Origin of the sequence: Streptomyces sp. NPDC058864, from assembly GCF_042742985.1 — a bacterium.
Classification (GTDB): Bacteria; Actinomycetota; Actinomycetes; order Streptomycetales; family Streptomycetaceae; genus Actinacidiphila.
The window spans coordinates 13,735-38,481 of record NZ_JBHYMQ010000078.1 but is presented as its reverse complement, the minus strand read 5'-3'; the positions used below and the strand labels follow the sequence as shown (position 1 = coordinate 38,481).

The window sequence follows — 24,747 nt, the reverse complement described above, 5'->3', positions numbered from 1 at the left end:
GCGATGCACCGCACTGGGGGCACCTCCCAGCGCAAGCTGGGGGAGCCGCGGGGCCCGCCCTCCGGGCGGCCGGAGCTACTTTGACGACACGGCCTGGCCCCGCGTGACGCCCAGGGAGCGCTTGAGGAACGCGACCTGGAGCAGGAGCAGGTTCTCGGCGACCTCCTCCTGCGGGGTCATGTGCGTGACCCCGGACAGGGGCAGCACCTCGTGCGGCCGGCCGGCGGCCAGCAGTGCGGAGGACAGCCGCAGGGTGTGCGCGGCCACCACGTTGTCGTCGGCGAGGCCGTGGATGATCATGAGCGGCCGGACCTCGTCCGCCGGGTCGCTCAGACCGGCGTCGGTGACCAGGGAGTTGGCGGCGTACACCGCCGGCCGCTCCCCGGGGTGGCCGAGGTAGCGCTCGGTGTAGTGCGTGTCGTACAGCCGCCAGTCGGTGACCGGCGCGCCCGCCACCGCGGCGTGGAAGACATCCGGGCGGCGCAGCACCGCGAGCGCCGCCAGGTAGCCGCCGTAGGACCAGCCGCGGATGCCCACCCGGGTGAGGTCCAGGGGGTGGTGGCCGGCCAGCGCGTGCAGCGCGTGGACCTGGTCGTCGAGCGTGACGCCCGCGAAGTCGCCGGCGATCGACTTCTCCCGGGCGGGGGAGTGCCCGGGGGTGCCCCGGCCGTCCGCGACGACCACCGCGAAGCCCTGGTCGGCCAGCCACTGGGCCTGCAGGTAGCCGCGCTGGGCGCTCATCACCATCTGGCCGTGGGGCCCGCCGTAGGGGTCCATCAGCACGGGCAGCGGTCCGTCGCCCTCCCGGTACCCCGAGGGGAGCAGCACCGCCGCCGGGACGCCGCGCTCGCCGGCGGCGACCAGCAGCGGGCGCGCGGTGAGGACCGGGGTCTCGGCGTGCGAGGCGATCTCGGCCACCCGCTCCCCGTCCCGCAGCACCCGGACGGCCGTGGCCGGCGACTCCAGGGACGCGGAGGAGAGCACCGTGACGCCCCCGGCACGCACCGCGGAGTGCACGCCCGGCGAGCCGCTCAGCCGGACCGGTCCGCCCGGTCCCCCGTCGGCGCGGTACACATGGATCTCGCCGGTCTCCGGGTCCTTGGCGCCGTGCCCCGCGGAGGCCGACAGCAGGATCCCCTCGCCGTCCGTCCCGAGCATCGCACGTACGTGCAACTCCGGTCCTGTCCAAGGCTGTTCGCCGACGAACAGCGACCGCGAGCCGTTCTCGTCGGAGATGCGCACGAGGCGCTCACCGGGCATCCACGCGGGCACCCCGGCGAAAAGATCAAGCCAGATTTCGTCCTGGTCCCGGTGCACCTCGCGGGTGCCGCCGGTGGCGGTGTCCACCGTCAGGTACAGCTGCTCGCGCTGGTCACGGGTCTGGACGAGCAGCAGCGGCGGACCCCCCGCCGACCAGTGCACCTGCGCCAGGTACGGATGGCGCTCGCGGTCCCACTCCACCGGGGTGGCCGTGCCGTCCAGCGTCAGCAGCACCAGCGTGACCTCGGCGTTCGGCGTGCCCGCCGCCGGGTAGGCCACCTCCGCCGGTGCCTGCCCGGGGTTCGCGGGGTCGGCGATCCACCAGCGGCCGACCGGCGAGGTGTCCACCCGGGCCACCAGTACGGACTCGCCGTCCGGGGACCACCAGTAGCCGCGGCTGCGGGACATCTCCTCGGCGGCGATGAACTCGGCCAGCCCGTAGGTGACGTCCGGGCCCTCCGGCCCGGCCAGCACCCGGTCCCCGCCGCCGTCGGCGGCCACCACGCGCAGCGCGCCGTCCGCAACGTAGGCCACGCGGCGGCCGTCCGGCGACGGACGCGGGTCCACCACCGGGCCCGGCACGGCGATCTCCCGGGCCGTGCCCGCCCGCAGCTCCGCCGTGAACAGCCGCCCTGACAAGGCGAACGCGGCCAGCTCCACCGCGTCGTCGGTCGCGTAGCCGACGATTCCGGCCGAACCCTCCCGGCTGCGCTCCCGGCGCGCCCTTTCCTCCGGCGACAACTCCTCCGCCGCGCCGGACAGCAGCACCGCGGGGTCCGCCGCGACCTGCTCGGCGCCGGACTCCAGGTCCAGCACCCACAGCAGGTGCGAGCGGTCGGTGCCGGAACGGGAGCGCAGGAAGACGACCCGGCCGCCGTCCGGCGACACGGTGAAGGCGCGCGGGGCGCCGAGCGAGAACCGCTGCGTGCGGGCGTACTGCCGCGGGAACGAGAGCGCTTGCGTCATGGGGGGAGTGTGTCACCCGCCCGCCGGTGAGCCCCGCGCACGCCAACCGCGAGATCCGGCCATGCGCCCCCGCGTGCTCCCGTGCGACGAGCTATGCGGTGCACCACAAAGTTATGATCCACTGCCGAGAGTGGGTAACAACCGGTTGGCAATTGCTGTCGGACCACGACGCCCTGGAGGTGAGCCGCTGTGGCACTTTCGATTTCGGCGGTGCTGCTGCTGCTGATCGTCGTCTTCCTGCTGGTCAGGAAGGCCGGTTTGAAGGCGGGGCACGCGGTCGTCTGCGTACTGCTCGGGTTCTATCTGGCGAGCTCCTCCATCGCGCCGACGATCCGGGACCTCACGAGCAACGTCGCGGGCATGATCGGGGACTTCAAGTTCTGAGCCCGTGGCTCACCCCTGAGGAGCCCCGGGGCCTGCCCTAGGCTCTCCTCATGACCGCACTGCCCGCCCGGCGACTGCTGCTCGTCCACGCGCATCCCGACGACGAGTCGATCAACAACGGCGCCACCATGGCCAAGTACGCCGCCGAGGGCGCGCACGTCACCCTGGTGACGTGCACCCTCGGGGAAGAAGGCGAGGTCATCCCGCCCGAGCTGGCGCACCTGGCACCCGATCGCGACGACACCCTCGGCGCGCACCGGGCCGGCGAACTAGCCGACGCCATGGTCCAGCTCGGCGTCACGGACCACCGTTTCCTGGGCGGCCCCGGCCGCTTCCGGGACTCCGGGATGATGGGCGTGCCCCAGAACGACCGGCCCGACAGCTTCTGGCAGGCGGACCTCGACCTGGCGGCCGCGTACCTCGTGGAGGTGATCCGCGAGGTCCGTCCGCAGGTCCTGGTCGCCTACGACCCCGACGGCGGCTACGGCCATCCCGACCACATCAAGGCGCACCGGGTCGCCATGCGCGCCGCCGAGCTGTCCGCGGAGCCGGCCTACCGGCGCGACCTCGGCGGCCCGCACTCCGTCGCCAAGGTCTACTGGAACTGCGTCCCGCGCCGCGTCGTCGAGGAGGGCTTCGACCGGCTGCACGCGGCCGGCCGGCAGATCCCCTTCGAGGGCATCGCGACCGCCGCCGACGTCCCGGGGGTGGTGGACGACGAGCTGGTGACCGCCGCCATCGACGTGGACGCCCGTTACGCCGAGCGGAAGGCCGCGGCGATGAAGGCCCACGTCACCCAGATCGCCGTGGACGGCCCGTTCTTCGCGCTCTCCAACGCCCTGGGACAGCCCCTGTTCGGCGCCGAGTTCTACCGGCTGGTCAAGGGCGTTCCCGCGCCGGCCGGGAGCCTGGAGGACGACCTGTTCGCGGGGACCGGGGCATGAGGCGCGCGGCCTACCCCGTGCTCGCGGTCCTGGGCGTGCCGGTCGCCGTCGCGGGGTCGCTGGTCCAGGCCGCCTGGTTCCCGGGCGGGTTGCTGCTCGCGCTCGCCGGGAGCGCGGCGCTCTTCCACGGCGGGGCCAGGCTGACCGGCACGCGGCTGGGCGCGGTGGTGCCCGCGGCGGTCTGGCTGATCACCGTGATGCTGCTCAGTTCCGCCCGCCCGGAGGGTGATTTCCTGTTCGCCAACGGAATCAGCCCGTACGTCTACCTGTTGGGCGGAGCGATGGCCGGCGTGATGTCGGCCACGCTTGTGCAACCCCGTCCTCCCGCCGGTGGATCACTTGAGGCACGATAGGCGCCACGTTGCGTCCGTTACGGAGCGAGCGTCGTCCGTTTTGGCGGTTGACGTCACATAAACCCCTTTGATCAGGGCGGTCTCCATCCGGCGGGCAGGCGGCTCCGACGCGGCGCCCAGTATGGTGGTGCGCGCCGCCGGGCCGCCCGCGGAAAGGCCGTGACGGGTGGCGAAGCGAACCGGGAGAGCCTGCTTTGAGTCGTGAAACTGATCGTCCGTCCCCCGGCCCCCAGGGCCGGGGCGGAGCCGCGTACCCGTCGGGTACCCCGCCGTACGGAACCCGACCGTTTCCGTCGCTGCATCCGCAGGAGGGCCCGCGCGAGGGTGCCGCGAACGGGGAGCCCGCCGATGCTCCCGCAGCGGAGGAGACCAAGACCGAGACCACGTTGACGACCCGGGTGCGCATCAACATCCCCGGGTCCCGGCCGATCCCGCCGGTCGTCGTCCGTACGCCCGTCGAGGGCGGCGCGGAGGGCGAGGCGCCCGCCGGATCGGCACCGGCCGCCCCCGCGGCCGAGTCGGCCCCGCCGCCCGCGGGCTGGACCGCCGGCGGCGGCACCGGGGTTCCTCAGGGCGCCCCGGTACCCGCGCCGGAGCCCGCCGCTGAGCCGGCTCCCGCGCCGAAGGGCGAGAAGCCGACGAGCGACTGGTTCGCGCCGCGGAAGTCGGCGCCCGTGCCGGCCCCGGCGCCCGCCCCCGAGGCGACCCAGGAGTTCTCCGCCCCCGAGATCACCCAGCCGATGCAGTTCGGTGACATCCCGGCCCAGCCCGGCCCCGCGGAGCGCGGTCCGGCCTCCGGACCGGGTGCCGCCCCCGGCGGGTCCCGCCGCGGCGGCATCCCGTACCTGAACGACGGCGCGGTCGGCCCGGCCGGCCCCGGCGGTCCGGTGGCACCGGGTGGTCCGGGTGGCCCGACCGGTCCCGGCGGTCCGGTCGCACCCGGCGCCCCGGGTGTTCCGGGTGTTCCGGGTGTCCCGGGCGGTCCCGGCGGTCCCGCCGGACCGGGCGGACCCGGGCGCCCCGCTCCGGGGCCGCGCCCGTTCCCCGGCGGTCCCGGCGCGGGTCCGGGCGGTCCCGGAGCCGGTCTGCCCTTCCCGGGGCAGCAGCCGCCGTCCGGCCCCACCGCGGGTCCGGTCACCGGTGAGATGCGGGTGCCCCCGGCGGGCCCCGCGGCCGGCCGGTCGCCGTTCCCCGCGCAGTTCCCGCCCCCCGCGTCCGAGCGGCTGTCCGGGGACACCGTCGTCAGCGGCATCCCGGCGGTTCCCCCCGCGGGGCCGTCCGCCAACCGGCCGGCCCCGGCCGGCGGCGAGATGTACCGCTTCGAGCAGGACGAGCCGGCCGCGCCCGCCGCCCGCCAGAGCGCGGCGAAGCCCCAGGCCAAGGGCCGTTCCAAGCTCATACTGGTGGGCGTCGGGGTGCTCGGCCTGCTCGGCGTCGCCTACGGCGCCGGACTGCTGATGGACCACTCGGACGTGCCGGCCGGCACGACCGTCTACGGCGTCGGGATCGGCGGCAAGTCCAAGGACCAGGCCGTCGCGCTCCTCGACCAGGCGCTCGGCTCCCGCAAGAACACGCCGATCACCGTGACCGTCGGCGACGAGCGCACGTCGCTGAAGCCCGCGGCCGCCGGTCTCGTCTTCGACACCGACGCGACCGTCGGCAACGTGGCGCACCGCGACTACAACCCGGTCACCGTCATCGGCTCGCTGTTCGGCGTCTCGCGTGCGGCCGACCCCGTGCTGACCACGGACAACGAGAAGCTCCGCGCCCAGCTGGAGAAGCTCTCCCAGGGGCTCGGCGGCTCCGGCTCCGAGGGCATGGTCAAGTTCGTGAACGGCAAGGCCGTCGCCGTCCCCGGCAAGCCCCACCAGGGCGTGGACGCGGGCGCCTCGATCGACGCGGTCATCAACGCCTACGCCACGCAGGTCGCCACCGGCAAGCCCGGCGCGGTGAGCCTGAAGGCCACCACCGTGCAGCCCAAGGTGACCCAGGAGGAGCTCGACAAGGCCGTCAACGGCTTCGGGAAGACGGCCATGTCCGGGTTCGTCACGGTCCGTGCGGGCGCCGCGGAGATCCCGTTCAGCCCGCAGAAGTCGCTGTCGCAGATCCTCACGATGGTGCCGGACCAGGACGGCAAGCTGACCCCGTACATCGACCGCAAGGTGCTCCAGGGCCTGTACGGCGGCGCCTTCGACGGGGTGCTGGTCGAACGCGGCGACGGCAGCAAGACCGCCGTCACCCCGGAGGACGTCGCCTCCGCGATGCTGCCCGCGCTGCAGACCACCGACGCCGCCAAGAAGGCCGTGACCATCGAGGGCACCTCCTGACCCGCGGTCGCCCGGTCCGAGCGTGAAAGGTGTGGCCCCGGTACCCGTACCGGGGCCACACCCATGACATCTGTCATCCGCGGGACAGGACGCCCGGCACTGCCGCCCCGCCCCCGCCGTCGGCGAGGCTGCAGCCATGACCGCAACAGTGTTCACGCACGTGAGCAAGAGCTTCGGTCAGGTCCGGGCCGTCGACGACCTGAGCCTGACCCTCCACCCCGGTGAGACCGTCGCCCTGCTGGGCCCCAACGGCGCCGGCAAGTCGACCACCCTGGACCTGCTGCTGGGGCTGCGCACCCCCGACGCCGGCACCGTCGAGGTCTTCGGCACCACCCCGCGCCGGGCGATCGCCGAGGGCCGGGTCGGTGCCGTGCTGCAGAGCGGCGGCCTCATGGAGGAGGTCACCGTGCGCGAGCTCGTACGGCTCGCCTGCGACCTGCACCCGCGCGCCCACCCCGTCGACGCGGTGATGGCGGCCGCCGGACTGGAGTCCATCGCGGACCGCAAGGTCGACAAGCTCTCCGGCGGCCAGGAGCAGCGCGTGCGCTTCGCCCTGGCCACGGCGGGCGCGAGCGACCTGCTGATCCTCGACGAGCCGACCACCGGCATGGACGTCTCCGCCCGGCAGGCCTTCTGGGAGGCCATGCGCGGTCAGGTGAAGCAGGGGCGCACGGTGCTCTTCGCGACCCACTACCTGGAGGAGGCGGACGCCGTCGCCGACCGGGTCCTCGTCCTGCAGGGCGGCCGGCTGGTGGCCGACGGCACCGCCGCCGAGATCAAGGCGCGGGCCGGGGTCCGGCGTATCGTCTTCGACCTGGACACCCCGCCGGAAGAGTCCGCCCTGCGGGCCCTGCCGCGGGTCACGGACGTGGAGGTCACCGGGCGCACGGTGCGCATCCGCTCCACGGACGCCGACGCGACGGTGCACGCGGTCTACGCGGCCGGGCTCTACCCCCGGCACCTGGAGGTCGCCGGGCTCGGCCTGGAGCAGGCCTTCCTGGCCATCACGGAGTCGTCCGAGGAGGAGGTGGCGGCGCGATGAGGACGCTGGCCCGGCTGGAGATCCTGCGCGTCCTGCGCAACCGCAGGTTCATGTTCTTCTCGGTGCTGTACCCGGTGCTGCTCTTCATGATCCTCACGGCCGGGCAGAAGGCCGCGATGGTGCCGTACTACATGGTCGCGATGTGCGCCTTCGGCGCCATGACCGCCGTACTCATGGGCAACTCGGAGCGGATCGCCCGGGAGCGCGACAAGGGCTGGGTGCGTCAGCTGCGGCTCACCGCGCTGCCCGGGCGCGGCTACGTCCTGGCCAAGGTCGCCGCGGCCGCCACGGTCAGCCTGCCCTCGATCGTGCTCGTGCTGCTCGCCGGCGGCGCCGTGAAGGGCGTGCGGATGGAGGCCTGGCAGTGGGCCGGGGTGCTGCTCACCAGCTGGGCGGGGAGCTTCGTCTTCGCCGCGCTCGGCGTGGCCATCGGCTATGTCGCCTCGGCGGAGACCGCGCGCCCCGTCGCGATGATCGCCTACTTCGGGCTCGCGCTGCTCGGCGGACTGTGGGTGCCCTTCGACTCCTTCCCCGGCTGGCTGCGCGACATCGCGGAGCTGCTCCCGTCCCGGCCGTACGCGGCGCTGGGCCAGGCCGTCGAGTCCGGCCGCGCCCCGGACGCCGGGGACGTCGCCGTGCTGGTGGTCTACGGGCTGGTGTTCGCCGGGACAGCCGCTTGGATGTACCGCAAGGACACCGCGAAGGCCTGACGGGGCCCGGGAGGAGAAGGATCGTGCCCGCCGGAACGACGCAGCAGCGGGAGGCCGCCGAGCCCCGGGACGCCCCGGCGATCGGCAGGGCCCCGGAGAACCGCCGCCAGGCCATCGTCAAGCTGGTCTGGGTGGCCATGTGGATGCTCTACCTCGGTGCCCCGGTCAGCGACCTCGCCGAGGGCGGGCACGGCCTCACCGCGACCGTGCTCGGCTGGCTCGGACTCACCGGCTACGTCGCCGTCTACCTGGGCATCGTCTTCCTGCGGACCAACGCCGAGCACCAGCCGCGCTGGGTGTACGGGCAGCTCCTGCTGCTGGGCGCGCTGGCCCTGCTGATGACGTTCACCCTCGGCGACGCCTTCCTCGTCCTGTTCGTCTACCTCGCCGTCGGCTGCGGGGCGGTGCTGCCCGGCAGCCGGGCGCGCTGGGCGATCCCGGCGGTCACCGCGGTGCTCGCGGCCGTCGCCGGACTCACCGGGGCGAGCCGGGCCACGGTGCTCTCGCTGCTCGTGCCGTGCCTGCTCGGCGGCTACGCCATGACGGGCGTGCGCCAGCTGGTGCGGACCACCCGCGAGCTGCGCGAGGCCCGGGCGGCCGTCGCCCAGCTCGCGGCCACCGAGGAACGGCTGCGGCTCGCCCGCGACCTGCACGACCTGCTCGGCCACTCGCTGTCGCTGATCACCCTCAAGAGCGAACTGGCCGGACGCATGCTGCCCGGCCGCCCCGAGGACGCCGCCGCGCAGGTAGCCGACATCGAGCGGGTCAGCCGGCAGGCCCTGGTGGATGTCCGCGAGGCCGTCAGCGGCTACCGCAGGCCCACCCTCCCGGGCGAGCTCGCCGGGGCCCGCGGGGTCCTGCAGGCCGCCGGCATCCGGGCCCAGCTGCCCGCGACGGTGACCGTCCCGCTGACCCCGGAGGCCGAGGGCGCGCTCGCCTGGGCCCTGCGCGAGGCCGTCACCAACGTCGTACGGCACAGCGGCGCCTCCCGCTGCGTGGTCACCGTCGCCGAGGACGACGGCACGGTGCGGCTCACCGTCGCCGACGACGGCCGCGGCCCCGGGCCCGGCGGTACGCGCCGCGGCAACGGCCTGACGGGCCTGGAGGAGCGCCTGCTGCTCGCCGGCGGCCGCCTGGAGACCGAGGAGGACGGCGGCTTCACCCTCCGCGCAGTCGTCCCGGCCGACTACGCTCACGGCCATGATCCGGGTGCTGCTGGCGGAGGACCAGTCGATGGTGCGCGAGGCCCTGGCCGCGCTGCTGGGGCTTGAGGGGGACATCGAGGTGGTCGCCCAGGTCGCCCGCGGCGAGGACGTCGTCGCCGCGGCCCGCGACGCCGGGGCGCAGGTCGCCCTCCTCGACATCGAGATGCCCGGCGCGATGACCGGCCTCGACGCGGCCGCCGCGGTGCGGGCGGAACTGCCCGGGGTGCGCGTCGTGATCGTCACCACGTTCGGCCGGCCCGGCTACCTGCGCCGGGCCATGGAGGCGGGCGCCGACGCGTTCCTGGTCAAGGACGCGCCCGCGGGGCAGCTCGCGGAGGCGGTGCGCAGGGTGCTGCGGGGGGAGAAGGTGATCGACCCGGTGCTCGCGGCCGCCGCGCTGTCCGAGGGGGCCGACCCCCTCACCCCGCGCGAGCGCGACGTCCTGCGCGCGGCGGCCGACGGGTCCCTCAACGCGGACATCGCCCGCCGCCTCCATCTCTCGGAGGGGACCGTGCGCAACTACCTCTCCACCGCGATCCAGAAGACCGCCGCCCGCAACCGCGCCGAAGCGGTTCGCATCGCCCTCGAACGGGGCTGGCTCTAGGCGATTCGGCCCTCCCGCCGTCTCGCGCCCGAAGGGCGCGAGACGGGCCCGCGCCCAAGCACCGGCAGCAGCACCGGCACCACGCCTCACCTCCCCCAGGGGGTCAGTTGAGGAGCGCGCGGGCGGCCCGTGCCTGGCGGCGCATGGCCGTCGCGGCGGAGGGCTCCGCCTCCGCGAGGACGTCCGCGTAGGCCTCCATCTCGGCCGCGCCGCGCGCGAAGTCCCCCTTGCGCACCAGCAGCTGCGCACGCTCGAAGCGCAACCGCGCCGGATGGTGGGGCAGCAGCAGCGCCAGCTCCACCGCCCACAGCTGCGCGGCCAGGTGCTCCGGCCGCGCCGAGGCCCACGCGCGGATGTTGTTGAGCACGCGCAGCACGATGTCCAGCGGGTCCGCCGGTTCCAGCATCGCCGGGGACGGGGCGGCCCCCGTCGCGCCCGCCACCAGCAGGCGTACGTCCTCCTCGCCGAGCCGCCGGCCGCCGTTGAAGGGGTCGGCCGGTACGAAGTCGCCCGCGGGGTCGCCGAAGCCCACCACGAAGTGCCCGGGGAGGGCGACCCCGTGCACCGGGCCGCCCGCGCGCCGGACGACCTCCATCCAGACCACCGACAGCAGGATCGGCAGCCCGCGCCGCCGCTTCAGCACCTCGTGCAGCAGCGAGGACTCCAGCCGCTGGTAGTCGGCGGGGGAGCCGCCGAACCCGCAGCGCCGGCCGAGCAGTTCGGCGGCGGCATCGGCCCAGTCGGCGGGTGAGGTCAGGCCGTACGGCAGGAGCCCGGCGAGCCGGTCCAGTTCCATCTGCGCCGCGTCCGTCCCCGCCTCGTCGAGGGAGGGGTCGGCCACCGCCCCGATGAGCAGGCACAGCTCCGCGAGGTCGGGGCGCGGCTCGCGGGCGGCCTCGCTGAAGCGCTGCCTGATGGCGTCGTCCATGCCGGGCTTCTCACCCTCCCGCGGACAGCGGGCCGCGCCGGTAGTGGTAGGCGTGATGGGTGGTGAAGCCCATCCGGTCGTAGAGGGCGCGCGCCCCCTCGTTGTCCGTCTCGACCTGCAGGTACGCGCCGGAGGCGCCCTCGTCCAGCGCCTTGCGGGCGAGCGCGGCCATCACGGCCCGGGCCAGTCCGCGACGCCGGTGGTCCGGGGCCACCTCGACGGCGCCGAAGGAGGCGAACCGGCCGTCGACGACGCAGCGGCCGATCGCGGCGGGCCCGGTGACGTCGGGGTCGCCCTCCCCGGGCACGGTGGCGAACCACACCGAGGGGCCGCCGTGCAGCACCTTCAGCGCCGCGTCGCCCAGGTCACCCGTGCGGTGGTAGCGGGCGAGCCACGCCGCGTCGGCCTCGCGGGACAGCTGCACGGCCTCGGCACCCGGCAGGTCCGCGATCGGCGCCAGGGCGGCCGTGCGCAGCAAGGCGTGGCCCTCCGCCGTCCAGCCGAGGCCGCCCAGCGCCTCCGCCAGCGTCTCGTCGGAGTCCTCGTCGCCGGTGGTGACCTGCACGTACGCCGGCAGGCCCCGGTCGCCGTACCAGCGGACGACGCGCGCGACGGCCTCCGTCAGCGGGACGCCCGGATCGCCGAGCGGCAGCACCGAGTTGGCGCGCCGGGTGAAGCCGCCGGCCGCCCGCAGCGTCCACGCGCCGAGCCGGGCGGTCTCCTGCGCGGGCCAGCCGCGGGAGGCGGATTCCTGCAGTTCGCGGGCGGTCGCGCGGGGCGCGCGGGCACCGCGGCGCACCGGCGCGTCGGGCACGATCTTGCCCGCCACCAGGGACGATTCCGCGATACGGACGGCTTCCCCGTCCCGGCGGGTGACCACCAGCACCCCTTCGTCCCAGGATGTGAGAACCCCTACGGCGTCGGCGAACACCGGCCGTCCGCCGACGATCTCCGCGATCCTCCGGACCGAAACGCGTTTGCCCACGTCAGAAGGGGTTATGCGCACCTCGAGCCGGCCTCCGGCGGTGAAATCCATGCTCATGACCGCCCCTCCTGTTCGTCTGCTGCCCAAGAACGGAGATACTAGGGGCGGGCATCGACGACGCCGCGCTCCCGCGCGAGACAGCCCTATCGAGGAGGAACGACAGCGTGACCTACGTCATCGCGCAGCCTTGTGTCGACGTCAAGGACAAGGCGTGCATCGAGGAGTGCCCCGTCGACTGCATCTACGAGGGCCAGCGGTCCTTGTACATCCACCCGGACGAATGCGTCGACTGCGGAGCCTGTGAGCCGGTCTGCCCGGTGGAGGCCATCTTCTACGAGGACGACACCCCGGAGGAGTGGAAGGACTACTACAAGGCGAACGTCGAGTTCTTCGACGAGCTCGGCTCGCCCGGTGGTGCCTCCAAGCTCGGGCTGATCGAGCGCGACCACCCCTTCATCGCCGCCCTGCCGCCGCAGGGCGAGTGACCCGACAGTTGCGGGCGGTCCCGCACGGCACACCGCCGTGCGGGACCGCCGTGTTTCAGGCAGTGGCAGGCCGCGTGCCTGCGAGGAGCGGAAAGTGAGCACCACCGTGGCGCAGCCAGTCTCGTCCAGACTCCCCGTCTTCCCGTGGGACCGGCTCGAACCGTACAAGGCCACGGCCGCCGCCCATCCCGGCGGCATCGTCGACCTGTCGGTCGGCACCCCGGTCGACCCGGTCCCGCACCTCGTGCAGCGGGCCCTGGCCGGGGCCGCGGACAGCCCCGGGTACCCGACCGTGTGGGGGACGCCCGAGCTGCGCGCCGCCATCACCGGCTGGGCGGGCCGCCGGCTGGGCGCCACCGGGCTGACCGACGCGCACGTGCTGCCGGTGGTCGGCTCCAAGGAACTGGTCGCCTGGCTGCCCACCCAACTGGGCCTCGGCGCGGGCGACAAGGTGGCGTACCCGCGGCTCGCCTACCCGACGTACGAGGTCGGGGCGCGGCTGGCGGGAGCCGAGCCGGTCGTCTACGACGAGCCGACCGAGCCCGACCCGGCCGGGCTGCGGCTGCTGTGGCTCAACAGCCCCTCCAACCCCACCGGTCGCGTGCTGTCCAAGGACGAGCTGACCCATGCCGTCGCCTGGGCGCGCGAGCACGGCGTGCTGGTCTTCAGCGACGAGTGCTACCTGGAGCTGGGCTGGGACGCCGACCCGGTCTCGGTCCTGCACCCGGACGTCTGCGGTGGCTCCTACGAGGGCATCGTGGCCGTCCACTCGCTGTCCAAGCGCTCCAACCTCGCCGGCTACCGTTCCGCCTTCCTCCTGGGCGACCCGGCCGTGCTCGGCGAGCTGCTGCAGATCCGCAAGCACGGCGGCATGATGACGCCCGCCCCGGTGCAGGCCGCCACGATCGCCGCGCTCGGGGACGACGCCCACGTGGCCCGGCAGCGCGAGCGCTACGCGCGCCGGCGGGCGGCGCTGCGGGAGGCCTTCGAGGCGGCGGGCTTCCGCATCGAGCACAGCGAGGCGAGCCTGTACCTGTGGGCGACGCGCGACGAGTCCTGCTGGGACACCGTCGCGGACCTGTCCAAGCACGGCATCCTCGTGGCGCCCGGCGACTTCTACGGCGCCGCGGGGGAGCGGTACGTACGGATCGCCTTCACGGCCACCGACGAGCGGGTGGCGGCGGCGGTGCGCCGGCTCTCCTCCTGAGCAGCGGCGGCACGAGGGCGCAAAGGGCCCGGGGAGCACCGCTCCCCGGGCCCTTTCGGTGCGGCTGTGGGGGGTCAGCCGCCGATGGGGAGCCCCTGGAGGGGCAGTTGGCCGGTGGTGGGGAGGCCGCCCGGCAGCCCGGAGCCCTTGGCGGTCTTCCCGAGTTCCCGGGCGGTGCCGCCGACGGTCTTGGCGGCCTGCGTGGCGGCGCCCTTGACGGTCGGCTGGGTGCTCTTGGCCAGGCCGCCGACGGTCTCGGTCGTCGCGGGCAGCGCCTCCTGCACGTTCTTCACGGCACCGGTCTGCTTGGCCACGCCGTTCACGGCGCCGGTGAGCTCGGGGGCCTTGTCCACGTTGGTCAGCCCACCCAGGTCGCCGACCTGCGGCAGCTCGGCGGCGGACGCGGCACCGGCACCGATGAGAGGAGCCGCGGCCGCGCCGACCAGCAGGGCGGCCCGGGCGATCCGACGCGCGAGGGGGAGAGACATGGTGCTCCTTTTACGGAGAGACGACAGTTTCGACGTGACATGTCCGCGGGGCGGACGTCGTGACTACCGCGTGAAGGGGGCCGAAGGTTGCGGCCGCCAAGAGTAAAGAGTTGGTAATGCGAGTGGATTCCCGGGGCAGTAAAGCGGAGCAATTCGGACGGAGCCGGAACTGCCGCGGAAACGTCACAGCCCTTGATCAGAAGCTTTTTTCGCACCCCCGAACGAGGGGATTCACATCTGATGGGTTTGGCGTATCAATCACCCGCCTGGGGGTGAATACCCGCACTATTGCGCGACGGTGATCCTGACGTCGTCGGCGGTCCCGTGCGAGGCATCGGAATTCGACGCCGCCCAGCCCCGGTCGGAGGCCGCCGCCGACCACTCGCGGTTCCCGAACGACACCTTCTCCACCTTCAGTTCGTGCGCGTGCGCCACCGCCCACTGGGCCAGTTCCCAGCCCCGCCGGCCTTCGTCGCCGGGTGCCTTCTTCCCCGTCGGAGCCGACGGTACGGCCACCGTGCGCCGGGCCGGACCCGCGCCCCGCGCCCCGTTCTTGGCGTCCTGCGCGGCCGTGTCGTCCGGGCCCGCCGGCGTCTCGGTGATCCGCGGCGCCACGTCGGTCCCGAACTCCCGCACCAGCCGGGCGCGCACCTTCGCCGGGTCGCCCCCGGAGACCGCCTTCGCGGTGACCGGGGTGACGCAGCTGAGCGCCCCTGCGTGCCGGCCGGTCAGCGCGCCGGCCAGCAGCGCGGCGTCCGCCTCGTGCTTCGCGTACGCCTGCGGGAAGCCGCTCTTCTGCACTTTCTGCGCGGCCACCGTGAGGGGGAGCCGGGAATAGCCGCGGATCTTCACCAGGCCGTCGAAGAATTCGTTGGAGGCGTAGACCGGGTCCATGATCTGCGCGGCCGTGCCCCAGCCCTGCGAAGGGCGCTGCTGGAACAGGCCCACCGAGTCGCGGTCGCCGTGGTCGAGATTGCGCAGCGCCGACTCCTGCATGGACGTGGCCAGCGCTATCGTCACCGCCCGCTCCGGCAGCCCGCGCGAGGTCGCCACCGCGGCGATCGTCGAGGCGTTCGCCGCCTGCTGCGGCTCCAGGGTGAGGCTGCCGGCCTCCGTGGTGACCGTGCAGGCCGGATGGCGCGGACCGCCGCCGACACCGGCCAGGTGGTACGCGGCATAGCCCGCGACCCCCAGCAGGACCAGGCCTGCGGTGATCAGACGGGCGGCGCGCCCCCGCCTGCGGGGGGCGCTCGCGGCGGGTGTCGAGGTCGACGGTGGCTTCGGCACGCGCACACCGTACCGAAGCCCGCTGTGCCCGGGCCCCGACCCGCCCCCCGGTAGGGTCGGCGGCATGGAACGGCCCGTGCTCGATCTCAGTCAGGACGCCGCCGCCGTGACGGCGCAGCTCGTCGACATCCCCTCCGTCAGCCTCGCCGAGAAGCCGTTGGCGGACGCCGTGGAGAGCGCCCTGCGCGCCCTGCCGCACCTGACAGTGGACCGGGACGGGGACGCCGTCGTCGCCCGTACCCACCTCGGCCGGGACGAGCGGGTCGTGCTCGCCGGGCACCTGGACACCGTGCCGATCGCCGAGAACGTGCCCTCACGCCTCGACGAGGACGGCGTCCTGTGGGGCTGCGGCACCTCCGACATGAAGTCGGGCGTCGCCGTCCAGCTGCGGCTCGCCGCCACCCTTCCCGCGCCCAACCGCGATCTGACCTTCGTCTTCTACGACGCCGAGGAGATCGCGGCGGAGCACAACGGCCTCAAGCGGCTCGCCGAGAACCACCCGGAATGGCTCGCCGGCGACTTCGCCGTCCTGCTCGAGCCCACCGACGCCAAGGTCGAGGGCGGCTGCCAGGGCACCCTGCGGGTCCGCGTGGAGACCACCGGCCGCCGCGCCCACTCCGCGCGCAGCTGGCTGGGCGAGAACGCCATCCACAAGGCCGCGCCCGTGCTGGCCCGGCTCGCCGCCTACCAGCCGCGGCAGGCGGTCGTCGACGGCCTGACCTACCGCGAGGGGCTCAACGCGGTCATGATCGAGGGCGGTCACGCCGGGAACGTGATCCCCGACTCCTGCGCGGTGATCGTCAATTTCCGCTTCGCCCCCGACCGTTCCGAGGCCGAGGCCCTCGACCACGTCCGCGAGGTCTTCGAGGGCTACGAGGTGCGGCTGACCGACAGCGCCCCCGGCGCACTGCCGGGCCTGTCCCACCCGGCGGCGGCCGCCTTCGTCGAGGCCATCGGCACCGAGCCCGCGCCCAAGGAGGCCTGGACCGACGTGGCCCGCTTCTCCGCGCTGGGCGTCCCGGCGGTGAACTACGGCCCCGGCGACCCCAGGCTCGCCCACACCCGCGAGGAGCACGTCGCCGTCGCGGCCGTCCTGGAGGCGGAGGAGAAGCTGCGCGCCTGGCTGGCGTAACGAGCAATTCAGCGGCGCGTTCTTGATCCGCCCGGTGGACGCGGTCGTACCCTGACCGGACGGCAGCGAAAGGAGCGCGACATGGACAGGGACGCGGAGGAGGCGGCCGCCGCCGAGACGGCCGCCGCGGAGGGCCGCCCCACGGGGCGCGGCTGGCCCGAGCGCCACACCGGTCCCGTCGTACGGCGCCGGGGCCAGGTGCAGAAGTCCACGACCGACCAGCGGCTGCTGGACACCCGCGGACCCTCGGACTGGGTCCACGGCGACCCGTGGCGCGTGATGCGCATCCAGTCGGAGTTCGTCGAGGGCTTCGGCGCGCTCGCCGAACTCGGCAGGGCGGTCAGCGTCTTCGGTTCCGCCCGTACCGCCGAGGGCTCGGCCGACTACGAGACCGGCGTCCGCATCGGCCGCGCCCTGGCCGAGGCCGGCTTCGCCGTGATCACCGGCGGCGGCCCCGGCGCGATGGAGGCGGCCAACCGGGGCGCCTGCGAGGCCGGCGGGGTCTCGGTGGGCCTGGGCATCGAGCTGCCCTTCGAGCAGGGGCTCAACCCGTACGTCGACATCGGTGTGAACTTCCGCTACTTCTTCGTCCGCAAGACGATGTTCGTGAAGTACGCCTCCGGGTTCATCGTCCTGCCCGGCGGCTTCGGCACCCTCGACGAGCTCTTCGAGGCCCTCACGCTGGTCCAGACCCGCAAGGTCACCCAGTTCCCCATCGTCCTGTTCGGCTCCGCCTACTGGCGCGGCCTGGTCGACTGGGTCCGCGACACCGTCGTTGACGGCGGCAAGGCGTCCCCCGTCGACCTGGAACTCCTCCACGTCACGGACGACGTCGACGAGGCGGTCGCCCTGGTGACCAAGGAGATCGGCGACTGAACCGCCCGCGGGGCTACGCCAGCCCCCGCCGGGCGACCGCCGGGGGCCGGTGTCCCGCGATCGAGGCCACCATGTCCAGCACCTGACGCGTCTCGGCGACCTCGTGCACCCGGTACACCCGGGCGCCGAGCCACGCCGAGACGGCGGTCGTCGCCAGCGTGCCGATCAGCCGCTCCTTGACCGGGCGGTCCAGGGTCTCGCCCACGAAGTCCTTGTTGGACAGCGAGACCAGCACCGGCCAGCCCGTGGCCGTCATCTCCGGCAGCCGCCGCGTCGCCTCCAGCGAGTGCCGGGTGTTCTTCCCGAAGTCGTGGCCGGGGTCGATGAGGATGCCGTCCCGCCGCACCCCGAGCGCGGCCGCCCGCTCGGCGAGGCCCACCGTCACCTTCAGGATGTCGGCCATCACGTCCTCGTAGCCCACCCGGTGCGGCCGGGTGCGCGGCCGCGCACCGCCCGCGTGGGTGCACACCAGGCCCGCGCCGTGCTTCGCGGCGACCTCGGCGAGCCGGGGGTCGACACCGCCCCAGGCGTCGTTGAGCAGGTCCGCGCCGGCCTCGCAGACCGCCTCGCCGACCTCGTGGCGCCAGGTGTCGACGCTGATCACCACGTCGGGGTGGCGCCGCCGCACCTCGGCGACGAAACCGGCGGTCCTGCGGATCTCCTCCTCCGCGGAGACCTCCTCGCCGGGGCCCGCCTTCACGCCTCCGACGTCGATGATCGCGGCGCCCTCCGCGACCGCGCGCCCGACGCGTTCCAGGGCCGGCGCGTCGGTGAACGTGGCGCCCTGGTCGTAGAACGAGTCCGGCGTCCGGTTCACGATCGCCATGATCACGGGCTCGTGCTCGCCGAATTCCCGTGTGCCCAGCCGCAGCATGTCGCGCCTGCCTCCCTCGAAATGTCGTACGCCGATCGAAGATAGTCGCCGACCGCACACCGCGCGCACGGCGCGACGTGGCACGATCGTGGCGTACACGTCGGGCCGACCCCGGGAGAGGTCTTGTTCTGGTTCTTGCTCATCGCGCTGGTCGCGGTGGTCGCCGCGGTCGCCCTCGCGGTGCTCGGCGACGGCGGGGTGCTCCGTGACGTGCAGCCGGACCGGGTGGACGACCGGCTGCCGCCGGAGCGGCCGGTGGGCCGCGCGGACGTCGAGCGGCTGCGCCTGCCGGTGACCGTGCGCGGTTACCGCATGGTGGACGTCGACGACGTGCTGGAGCGCCTCGGGGCCGAACTCGCCCAGCGCGACGCCCACATCGCCGACCTGGAGGCCGCGCTGGCCGGTGCCCACGCCACCCGGCTCGGCGGCCACTCGCTGGTCAAGGACGCCGACGAGGCCCCGCGGGCCCCCGAGGACCCGCGCTCCCCCGGGAACGGCCTGTGAGCGACCGCGGCGTGGTGACCGGGCCGGACGGCCTGGCGCGCTGCCCGTGGGGGCTGTCCACCGACGACTACGTCGAGTACCACGACACCGAGTGGGGCCGCCCGGTGCACGGCGAGGCTGCCCTGTACGAGCGGCTGAGCCTGGAGGCCTTCCAGTCGGGCCTGTCGTGGATCACGATCCTGCGGCGCCGCGAGGGCTTCCGCAGGGCCTTCGCGCACTTCTCCCCGGAGGCGGTCGCCGCCTTCACCGACGAGGACCGCGAGCGGCTGCTGGCCGACCCCGGCATCATCCGCAACCGCGCGAAGATCGACGCCGCCATCGCCAACGCGAACGCCACCCTGGCGCTGCGCGAGGCCCATGAGGGCGGTCTGGACGCCCTGGTCTGGTCGTACGCCCCGGACCCCGCCGGACGCCCGGCACCCCGCACGACCGCGGACGTGCCGGCCGTCACGGCGGAGTCCACCGCGCTGGCCAAGGACCTCAAGAAGCGCGGCTTCCGCTTCGTCGGCCCCACCACCGCCTACGCGCTGATGCAGGCCTGCGGCCTGGTGGACGACCACCTGGCCGACTGCTGCGCCCGTCGCTGAGCGCCCCCGGCCGCCCTGCCGCGCCTGCGCCGCCCCGGCTCAGCGGCCGAGGAAGCGGGGCTTCTCCTTCTTCAGGAAGGCCTCGACGGCGATCCGGTGGTCCTCGGAGGCGCCGGCGGCCGTCTGCAGCTCGTCCTCCTTCGCCAGGGTGTCGAGCAGCGAGTGCCCCTCGCCGTACGCGATGGAGGCCTTGACCGCCGCGTAGGCGACGGTCGGGCCCTCGGCGAGCCGGCGGGCGACCGAGGCGGCCTCGGCGGCCAGCTCGTCGGCCGGCACCAGACGGTTGGCGATGCCCAGCTCGTACGCCTCCTGCGCGCCGATCGTGCGCGGGAAGAGCAGCAGGTCGGCGGCGCGGCTGCGGCCGACCAGCCGGGGCAGCGTCCAGGAGGCCCCGGAGTCGGCGGTCAGGGCGACGCCGACGAAGGAGGTGTTGAAGGCGGCCGTGTCGGCGACCACGCGGTAGTCGCAGGCGAAGGCGAAGCCCGCGCCGGCGCCCGCGGCGACCCCGTTGACCCCCGCCACGACCGGCTTGGGCATGGTGGCGATGGCGGTGACGATCGGGTTGTAGTGCTCCCGCACCGTGGACATGGCCGGCCCGCCGCCCTCCTCCTGGAGGAAGCCGACGTGCTCCTTGAGGTCCTGGCCGACGCAGAAGGCCTTGCCGTTCGCGGTCAGCAGCACGGCCCGCACCGCGGGGTCGGCGCCCGCCGCCTGCAGGGCGTCCCGCAGGGCGACCTTGGTGTCGACGTTCAGCGAGTTCATCACCTCGGGGCGGTTCAGGGTGATGGTGGCGAGCCCGTCGCTCACCTCGTACAGCACGGTGTCGGCCATGTGGTCCCCTTCGTCGCGGCTCACGTTCGGGGTCAGCATGCCGGAGATCGCCCGGCGCGGACATGTGACCTCCGTCAAACGCGCCGGAGAGTGCGATCACCGAAATGGACGGTTTTGCGGGACGGGGTTCTCGAACGGATGGGAACCGATGTTGGTCATCAGGTCACCCGATGCGGGATAATGGCCGAGAACCAATGTGTTCGAGTCCGGTGGCGCCTGGGCCACCGTGTGCGAAGAGCTGGTTTCAGGAAGGGGAACGAGCATGGCGGCCATGAAGCCGCGGACGGGTGATGGCCCGCTCGAGGTGACCAAGGAGGGGCGGAGCATCATCATGCGCGTTCCGCTCGAGGGCGGCGGACGGCTTGTCGTCGAGCTGACTCCGGACGAGGCGGATGCACTCGGCGAGGCTTTGAAGAAGGCCATCGCCTGACAACCGGCCAATCCAAGCCTTGGGCCCCTGGCGGCATGCGCCGGGGGCCCACTTGTTTGTCCGTTCGGCGTTTGTCCGTTTGGGTGCCGGCCCGGAAACGGGCGCATTCCGGGCGGCGGAATTCTCAGCCGCGCCGCACCGCGCAGAGCAGTCCGTCGTCGGTCGGCAGCAGGACGGGGGCGAGGGCCGCGTTGTCCCGCACCGTCCGCATCAGTTCGCGCAGCCGGATCACCTCCGGCTCGGAGTGGGCGGCGTCCATGGAGCGGCCCTGCGCGAAGGCCCCCTCGAAGCAGACCAGCCCGCCGGGGCGCAGCAGGCGCAGCGATTCGCCGAGGTAGTCCGGGTACTCGAGCCGGTCCCCGTCGCAGAACACCAGGTCGTAGCCGCCGTCGGCGAGGCGGGGGAGGACGTCCAGCGCCCGGCCGGGGATGAAGCGGGCCCGGTTCCCCGCGAACCCCGCCTCCCGGTAGGCGGTGCGGGCGAGCTGCTGGCGGTCCGGTTCGGTGTCGACGGTGGTCAGCACGCCGTCGGGGCGCATGCCGTGCAGCAGGTGGATCCCGGAGACCCCGGTGCCGGTGCCGATCTCCACGACCGCCTTGGCGTCGGTGGCGGCGGCCAGCAGCCGCAGCGTCGCGCCGGTGCCGGGGGAGACCGGGCGCACCCCTGCCTCACGAGCTCGCCCGCGGGCTCGTATCAGCGCGTCGTCCTCGGCGACGAAGGCGTCCGCGAACGCCCAGCTCGCCTGCCGGTTGCCGGTAATTGCCCTCTCCTGTCCGCCTGACGGTTGCAGCCCGCCCGGCGACTGTATCCGTTGCGGTCGGGAACCCGCAGATGGGACCGCGCGTTGGTACCTGCGACGGACCTGAACGACAGGGGCCGGGTGCGATGAGCCCGGCACTTATCCGGAGCTAACGGGCGAGGTGGCTATGGTAGGGGCTCTACTGGACACCACCAGAGCCGACAGGGGAGGTGCGGCTGCGGCGGGTCACCGGGGAGTGCTGTCGCGCTTCCGCAGGTCGGCCGGCGAGCCGAAATCCGTGACCAATACAGCTGACGACCGTCCGCGCACCGACGAGTCCGTGACTGTGGCCGCCAACGCGACCTTCGCCACCGACGGGGACAACCAGGCGTGGACGCCCCCCTCCTGGGAGGAGATCGTCAGTACGCACAGTGCCCGGGTCTACCGCCTCGCGTACCGTCTCACCGGCAACCAGCACGACGCCGAGGACCTCACGCAGGAGGTCTTCGTCCGTGTCTTCCGCTCACTGTCGACGTACACCCCCGGCACCTTCGAGGGCTGGTTGCACCGCATCACCACCAACCTCTTCCTCGACATGGTCCGCCGTCGTCAGCGCATCCGCTTCGACGCCCTCGGCGACGACGCGGCCGAGCGGCTGCCGAGCCGTGAGCCGTCCCCGGCGCAGCACTTCGCCGACACCCACTTCGACGCGGACATCCAGCAGGCGCTGGACACCCTCGCGCCGGAGTTCCGCGCGGCCGTGGTGCTCTGTGACATCGAGGGCCTGTCGTACGAGGAGATCGCCGCGACGCTCGGCGTGAAGCTGGGCACCGTGCGCAGCCGTATCCACCGCGGCCGTTCGCACCTGCGCAAGGCGCTGGAGCACCGTGCGCCGGCCGCCCGTCCGGGCCGTGCGCCCGTCCTGGCCACCGGCCGGCCGGCCCTGGAGGGCGGGAGCACGTGAGCAGCGGTGTCAGCCGGCACCTCGTGTGTGCCGACCAGCACTTGGGCGACCATCTCGCCGCCTTCGTCGACGGTGAGCTGCACGACGACGCCCGCGACCGGGTGCTCGCGCACCTGGCGACCTGCCCCGACTGCAAGGCCGCGGCCGATGAGCAGCGCCGGATGAAGGACGTCGTCGCCGCCAGCGCGCCCCCCGCGCTCTCGGCCGGCCTGCTCGCCCGCCTCCAGGAGTTGCCCGGGGGTGACGGCGACGGAGGAAGAGGGCCCTTCGGCGACGGCGGACTGATGGAGACGGCCAGCCTCGGCGGTGAGCGCCTCGGCGGCGGCCTCTTCGGCAAGGCACGCGAGGAGTTCTCGCTCCCGCTGTCCGCCTCGGCGTCCCGCGGCTTCCGGATCCACGAGAGCGGCCGCTCCGGCGCCGCGGTCGCGCCTGTCGGCCCCGCCGCTCCCGCCAGCGGGGTCCGCGGCCGGCGGCGTTTCGCGTTCGCCGCGGCCGGCGCGGTCTCCATGGCGGCGATCGCGCTCGGCGGCGCCCTGCCGCTGGACGCGGCGGTGGACGGAGCCGGCGGCACCCCGCTCTCCCGCAGCGGCGCCGGTGCGCCCGCGACACCGTTCGCCGGCGGGAGCGCCCGTGCGGCCGCCGACGTGTGGAGCACCGCCACCAGCGACCTGCTGCACCCCGTTTCCGGCGGCATGCACCCGTACGGCGTCGGCGCGGCCGGCGGCCGTGTGACCGGCGGCACCGTCACCCGGCCGCTGGGTCTGTCCGGCGCCGAGCAGTCGATCACCGGCCAGGACGCGTTCGTCGTCCCCGGGGTCACCCCGGCCCCCGCCCTTGCCCCGCCGGTGACGACCGGCCCGACCGCTTCCGCTCCCGCCACCGCGCCGAGCGGCACCACGACCCCCTCGACCGCGCCCGTTCCGCTCGACTCGGTCGTCCCCCTGGTCGGTCACTTCCCCGTGACCCGCTGAGCGGTCGGCTGCGGGCGGCGCCGACTCCTGGTTCAATCCAGGGAGGACGTGTCGTCGTAGGGGAGCAGCGTGGACGAGGGGAAGGCCGAAGGGCCGAAGTGGTGGAGCCGGCCGGAGACGGTCGCGCCGGTTCCCCCTGAGCCGCAGGACCGGCCCGCCCCGGACGTGCCCGACGCACCCGCCGGAGCCCCCCGGCACACCCCGGACCCGTACGACACCCCGCCGTACGGCGAGCCCGGCCCCTGGGCGCCCGCGCCGCCCGTGCAGCACCCGGCGGGCGCCGCCCCACCGCACTCTCAGGCGCCCCCGCCGCTCAGCGGCCCGCCCGCGCCCGCGCCCGCGCCCCCGCTCTCGGTCGGCCAGTGGCACCGCTACGACCCCTGGGCGCCCCCGGGGGGCGCCACGGGCCCGCAGCGGCCCGCCCAGCCGAAGGGGAGCCGTCGCGCGCCGCTGGCGGCCGCCCTGATCGCCGTCACCCTGATCGCCGGCGGTATCGGCGGTGCGCTGGGCGCCTACGTCCACGACAGCGGCGGCACGCCCGACGTCACCCTGCCGCAGGCCACCGCTGAGGCCGGCACCCGGGCCCCGGACAGCATCGCGGGCATCGCCGCCCAGGTCCTGCCCGGTGTCGTCTACATCCACGTCAAGGGCGACGAGGGTGAGGGCACCGGCACCGGTTTCGTGCTGGACGCCGAGGGCCACATCCTCACCAACAACCACGTGGTGGAGAGCGTCGCCAAGAGCGGCACCATCTCGGTGACCTTCAACGGCGGCCAGGTGAAGCCCGCCACGATCGTGGGCCGGGACACCGGCTACGACCTGGCGGTCATCAAGGTCAGCGGCGTCAAGGGCCTCCACCCGCTGACCCTCGGCGACTCCGACGCCGCCCAGGTCGGCGACCCGGTCGTCGCCATCGGAGCCCCGTACGGCCTCGAGGGCACCGTCACCTCCGGCATCATCAGCGCCACCCAGCGCCCGATCACCGCGGGCGGTGAGACCAACAGCACGGACGTCAGCTACGTCGACGCCATCCAGACCGACGCCCCGATCAACCCCGGCAACTCCGGCGGTCCGCTCGTCGACGCCAAGGGCCTGGTCATCGGGATCAACAGCGCCATCCGCTCGGCGGACAGCGGCTCCGACCCCTTCGGCAACAGCAGCCAGGGCGGGAGCATCGGCCTCGGCTTCGCCATCCCGGTCAACCAGGCCAAGCGGGTCGCCGAGCAGCTGATCAACGACGGCAAGGCCACCCACCCGGTGATCGGCGTCAGCATCAACCTGCAGTACTCCGGCGACGGTGCCCAGGTCAGCCCGGAGGGCCAGGGCGAGGGGGACTCGGTGACCCCGAACGGGCCGGGCGCCAAGGCGGGCATCGAGCCCGGCGACGTGATCACCGCCATCGACGGCAAGCGGGTGCACAACGGCGAGGAGCTGATCGTGCGGATCCGCGCGCACCGGCCCGGTGACACTCTGCAGCTGACCGTGAAGCGGGACGGCAAGGAGCGCGCCGTGGAGCTGACCCTGGGCTCGGCCGGCGGGAACTGAGCACGGAGCATTCGGGATTTACCGGGGCGCGGCTTACTGTTGACCGTGCCCACTCCCGTGCGGACGGTTGGGGCAGGTACGGTGAGATCCGCCGGATTCCGTCCGCCGGCCGAGGACCA

26 protein-coding genes are annotated in these 24,747 nt (G+C 74.0%); 18 read left to right on the top strand and 8 right to left on the bottom strand.

Going from position 1 to position 24,747, the window contains the following annotated elements:
• Positions 1 to 75 precede the first annotated feature (75 nt).
• Positions 76 to 2,226, bottom strand: a complete 2,151-nt coding sequence (locus ACFW3D_RS36200; protein ID WP_500511829.1) for a S9 family peptidase — start codon at positions 2,224 to 2,226, stop codon at positions 76 to 78.
• Between the two features lie 189 nt (positions 2,227 to 2,415).
• Here ACFW3D_RS36200 and ACFW3D_RS36195 point away from each other — a divergent pair, with 189 nt between their 5' ends.
• The 8 genes from ACFW3D_RS36195 to ACFW3D_RS36160 all read left to right on the top strand — a co-directional run bounded on the left by ACFW3D_RS36195 (position 2,416) and on the right by ACFW3D_RS36160 (position 9,795).
• Positions 2,416 to 2,610 carry a hypothetical protein gene (locus ACFW3D_RS36195; RefSeq protein WP_026251431.1) on the top strand — a complete coding sequence of 65 codons (195 nt, stop codon included), beginning with the start codon at positions 2,416 to 2,418 and terminating at the stop codon, positions 2,608 to 2,610.
• Between the two features lie 50 nt (positions 2,611 to 2,660).
• A complete protein-coding gene (gene mshB / locus ACFW3D_RS36190) occupies positions 2,661 to 3,554 on the top strand; it encodes an N-acetyl-1-D-myo-inositol-2-amino-2-deoxy-alpha-D-glucopyranoside deacetylase (RefSeq protein ID WP_500511827.1) in 894 nt (297 codons plus the stop codon).
• Complete coding sequence (locus ACFW3D_RS36185; RefSeq protein ID WP_500511825.1) at positions 3,551 to 3,907, top strand: DUF6113 family protein; 357 nt, start codon at positions 3,551 to 3,553, stop codon at positions 3,905 to 3,907. Before mshB ends, ACFW3D_RS36185 begins: the two co-directional genes overlap by 4 nt.
• Positions 3,908 to 4,101: 194 nt before the next feature.
• Positions 4,102 to 6,234 (top strand): VanW family protein, encoded by a 2,133-nt coding sequence (locus ACFW3D_RS36180; protein ID WP_500511823.1) that lies wholly within the window; start codon positions 4,102 to 4,104, stop codon positions 6,232 to 6,234.
• Between the two features lie 136 nt (positions 6,235 to 6,370).
• On the top strand, positions 6,371 to 7,276 hold the full coding sequence (locus ACFW3D_RS36175; RefSeq protein ID WP_500511821.1) for an ABC transporter ATP-binding protein: 906 nt from the start codon (positions 6,371 to 6,373) through the stop codon (positions 7,274 to 7,276).
• Positions 7,273 to 7,986 (top strand): ABC transporter permease, encoded by a 714-nt coding sequence (locus ACFW3D_RS36170; protein ID WP_500511819.1) that lies wholly within the window; start codon positions 7,273 to 7,275, stop codon positions 7,984 to 7,986. Before ACFW3D_RS36175 ends, ACFW3D_RS36170 begins: the two co-directional genes overlap by 4 nt.
• A gap of 23 nt (positions 7,987 to 8,009) precedes the next feature.
• Positions 8,010 to 9,257, top strand: coding sequence for a sensor histidine kinase (locus ACFW3D_RS36165; protein WP_500511817.1), 1,248 nt, complete (start codon positions 8,010 to 8,012; stop codon positions 9,255 to 9,257).
• A complete protein-coding gene (locus ACFW3D_RS36160; protein ID WP_500511815.1) occupies positions 9,187 to 9,795 on the top strand; it encodes a response regulator in 609 nt (202 codons plus the stop codon). Before ACFW3D_RS36165 ends, ACFW3D_RS36160 begins: the two co-directional genes overlap by 71 nt.
• A 103-nt stretch (positions 9,796 to 9,898) precedes the next feature.
• Here ACFW3D_RS36160 and ACFW3D_RS36155 read toward each other — a convergent pair whose 3' ends face one another.
• Together ACFW3D_RS36155 and ACFW3D_RS36150 are read right to left on the bottom strand one after the other, a co-directional pair.
• On the bottom strand, positions 9,899 to 10,723 hold the full coding sequence (locus tag ACFW3D_RS36155; protein WP_500511813.1) for a transglutaminase family protein: 825 nt from the start codon (positions 10,721 to 10,723) through the stop codon (positions 9,899 to 9,901).
• Between the two features lie 10 nt (positions 10,724 to 10,733).
• Positions 10,734 to 11,759 carry a GNAT family N-acetyltransferase gene (locus tag ACFW3D_RS36150; protein WP_500511839.1) on the bottom strand — a complete coding sequence of 342 codons (1,026 nt, stop codon included), beginning with the start codon at positions 11,757 to 11,759 and terminating at the stop codon, positions 10,734 to 10,736.
• 113 nt (positions 11,760 to 11,872) lie between these two features.
• Here ACFW3D_RS36150 and fdxA point away from each other — a divergent pair, with 113 nt between their 5' ends.
• Together fdxA and dapC are read left to right on the top strand one after the other, a co-directional pair.
• Complete coding sequence (gene fdxA, locus ACFW3D_RS36145; protein ID WP_018561461.1) at positions 11,873 to 12,193, top strand: ferredoxin; 321 nt, start codon at positions 11,873 to 11,875, stop codon at positions 12,191 to 12,193.
• Between the two features lie 94 nt (positions 12,194 to 12,287).
• Positions 12,288 to 13,400, top strand: a complete 1,113-nt coding sequence (gene dapC / locus ACFW3D_RS36140; protein WP_500511811.1) for a succinyldiaminopimelate transaminase — start codon at positions 12,288 to 12,290, stop codon at positions 13,398 to 13,400.
• Between the two features lie 74 nt (positions 13,401 to 13,474).
• On the opposite strand, the gene ACFW3D_RS36135 is transcribed toward dapC, so the two are convergent.
• Both ACFW3D_RS36135 and ACFW3D_RS36130 read right to left on the bottom strand, forming a co-directional pair.
• Positions 13,475 to 13,888, bottom strand: coding sequence for an ATP-binding protein (locus tag ACFW3D_RS36135; protein WP_500511809.1), 414 nt, complete (start codon positions 13,886 to 13,888; stop codon positions 13,475 to 13,477).
• A gap of 285 nt (positions 13,889 to 14,173) precedes the next feature.
• Positions 14,174 to 15,175 (bottom strand): VldE C-terminal domain-containing protein, encoded by a 1,002-nt coding sequence (locus ACFW3D_RS36130; RefSeq protein ID WP_500511807.1) that lies wholly within the window; start codon positions 15,173 to 15,175, stop codon positions 14,174 to 14,176.
• 64 nt (positions 15,176 to 15,239) lie between these two features.
• Between ACFW3D_RS36130 and dapE the strand changes: the two genes are divergently transcribed.
• Both dapE and ACFW3D_RS36120 read left to right on the top strand, forming a co-directional pair.
• Positions 15,240 to 16,307, top strand: coding sequence for a succinyl-diaminopimelate desuccinylase (dapE, locus tag ACFW3D_RS36125; protein WP_500511805.1), 1,068 nt, complete (start codon positions 15,240 to 15,242; stop codon positions 16,305 to 16,307).
• An 81-nt stretch (positions 16,308 to 16,388) separates the two neighbouring features.
• Positions 16,389 to 17,183, top strand: coding sequence for an LOG family protein (locus tag ACFW3D_RS36120; RefSeq protein WP_500511803.1), 795 nt, complete (start codon positions 16,389 to 16,391; stop codon positions 17,181 to 17,183).
• A 13-nt stretch (positions 17,184 to 17,196) separates the two neighbouring features.
• On the opposite strand, the gene folP is transcribed toward ACFW3D_RS36120, so the two are convergent.
• Entirely contained in the window at positions 17,197 to 18,057 is an 861-nt protein-coding gene (folP, locus tag ACFW3D_RS36115) for a dihydropteroate synthase (RefSeq protein ID WP_500511801.1), read from the bottom strand.
• A 123-nt stretch (positions 18,058 to 18,180) separates the two neighbouring features.
• Between folP and ACFW3D_RS36110 the strand changes: the two genes are divergently transcribed.
• Positions 18,181 to 18,561, top strand: a complete 381-nt coding sequence (locus tag ACFW3D_RS36110) for a cell division protein DivIVA (RefSeq protein ID WP_500511799.1) — start codon at positions 18,181 to 18,183, stop codon at positions 18,559 to 18,561.
• Positions 18,558 to 19,148 carry a DNA-3-methyladenine glycosylase I gene (locus ACFW3D_RS36105; RefSeq protein WP_500511797.1) on the top strand — a complete coding sequence of 197 codons (591 nt, stop codon included), beginning with the start codon at positions 18,558 to 18,560 and terminating at the stop codon, positions 19,146 to 19,148. The genes ACFW3D_RS36110 and ACFW3D_RS36105 overlap by 4 nt, the downstream gene beginning before the upstream one ends.
• A 39-nt stretch (positions 19,149 to 19,187) precedes the next feature.
• Here the strand turns inward: ACFW3D_RS36105 and chcB are convergent, their stop codons facing one another.
• Positions 19,188 to 19,979 carry a 2-cyclohexenylcarbonyl CoA isomerase gene (chcB, locus tag ACFW3D_RS36100; RefSeq protein ID WP_500511837.1) on the bottom strand — a complete coding sequence of 264 codons (792 nt, stop codon included), beginning with the start codon at positions 19,977 to 19,979 and terminating at the stop codon, positions 19,188 to 19,190.
• A 262-nt stretch (positions 19,980 to 20,241) separates the two neighbouring features.
• Between chcB and ACFW3D_RS36095 the strand changes: the two genes are divergently transcribed.
• The gene (locus ACFW3D_RS36095; RefSeq protein WP_018561471.1) at positions 20,242 to 20,409 is read left to right on the top strand and encodes a DUF3117 domain-containing protein; all 168 of its coding nucleotides are present in this window, start codon (positions 20,242 to 20,244) and stop codon (positions 20,407 to 20,409) included.
• Between the two features lie 124 nt (positions 20,410 to 20,533).
• Here the strand turns inward: ACFW3D_RS36095 and ACFW3D_RS36090 are convergent, their stop codons facing one another.
• Positions 20,534 to 21,199, bottom strand: a complete 666-nt coding sequence (locus ACFW3D_RS36090) for an O-methyltransferase (RefSeq protein WP_500511835.1) — start codon at positions 21,197 to 21,199, stop codon at positions 20,534 to 20,536.
• A 136-nt stretch (positions 21,200 to 21,335) separates the two neighbouring features.
• On the opposite strand from ACFW3D_RS36090, the gene sigE reads away from it, so the two are divergent.
• The 3 genes from sigE (at position 21,336) to ACFW3D_RS36075 (ending at position 24,628) form a co-directional block, all read left to right on the top strand.
• Positions 21,336 to 22,112 (top strand): RNA polymerase sigma factor SigE, encoded by a 777-nt coding sequence (sigE, locus tag ACFW3D_RS36085; protein WP_500511795.1) that lies wholly within the window; start codon positions 21,336 to 21,338, stop codon positions 22,110 to 22,112.
• Entirely contained in the window at positions 22,109 to 23,083 is a 975-nt protein-coding gene (locus ACFW3D_RS36080; protein ID WP_500511793.1) for an anti-sigma factor family protein, read from the top strand. Before sigE ends, ACFW3D_RS36080 begins: the two co-directional genes overlap by 4 nt.
• Positions 23,084 to 23,152: 69 nt before the next feature.
• Positions 23,153 to 24,628 carry a S1C family serine protease gene (locus tag ACFW3D_RS36075; protein WP_500511791.1) on the top strand — a complete coding sequence of 492 codons (1,476 nt, stop codon included), beginning with the start codon at positions 23,153 to 23,155 and terminating at the stop codon, positions 24,626 to 24,628.
• Positions 24,629 to 24,747: the final 119 nt, after the last annotated feature.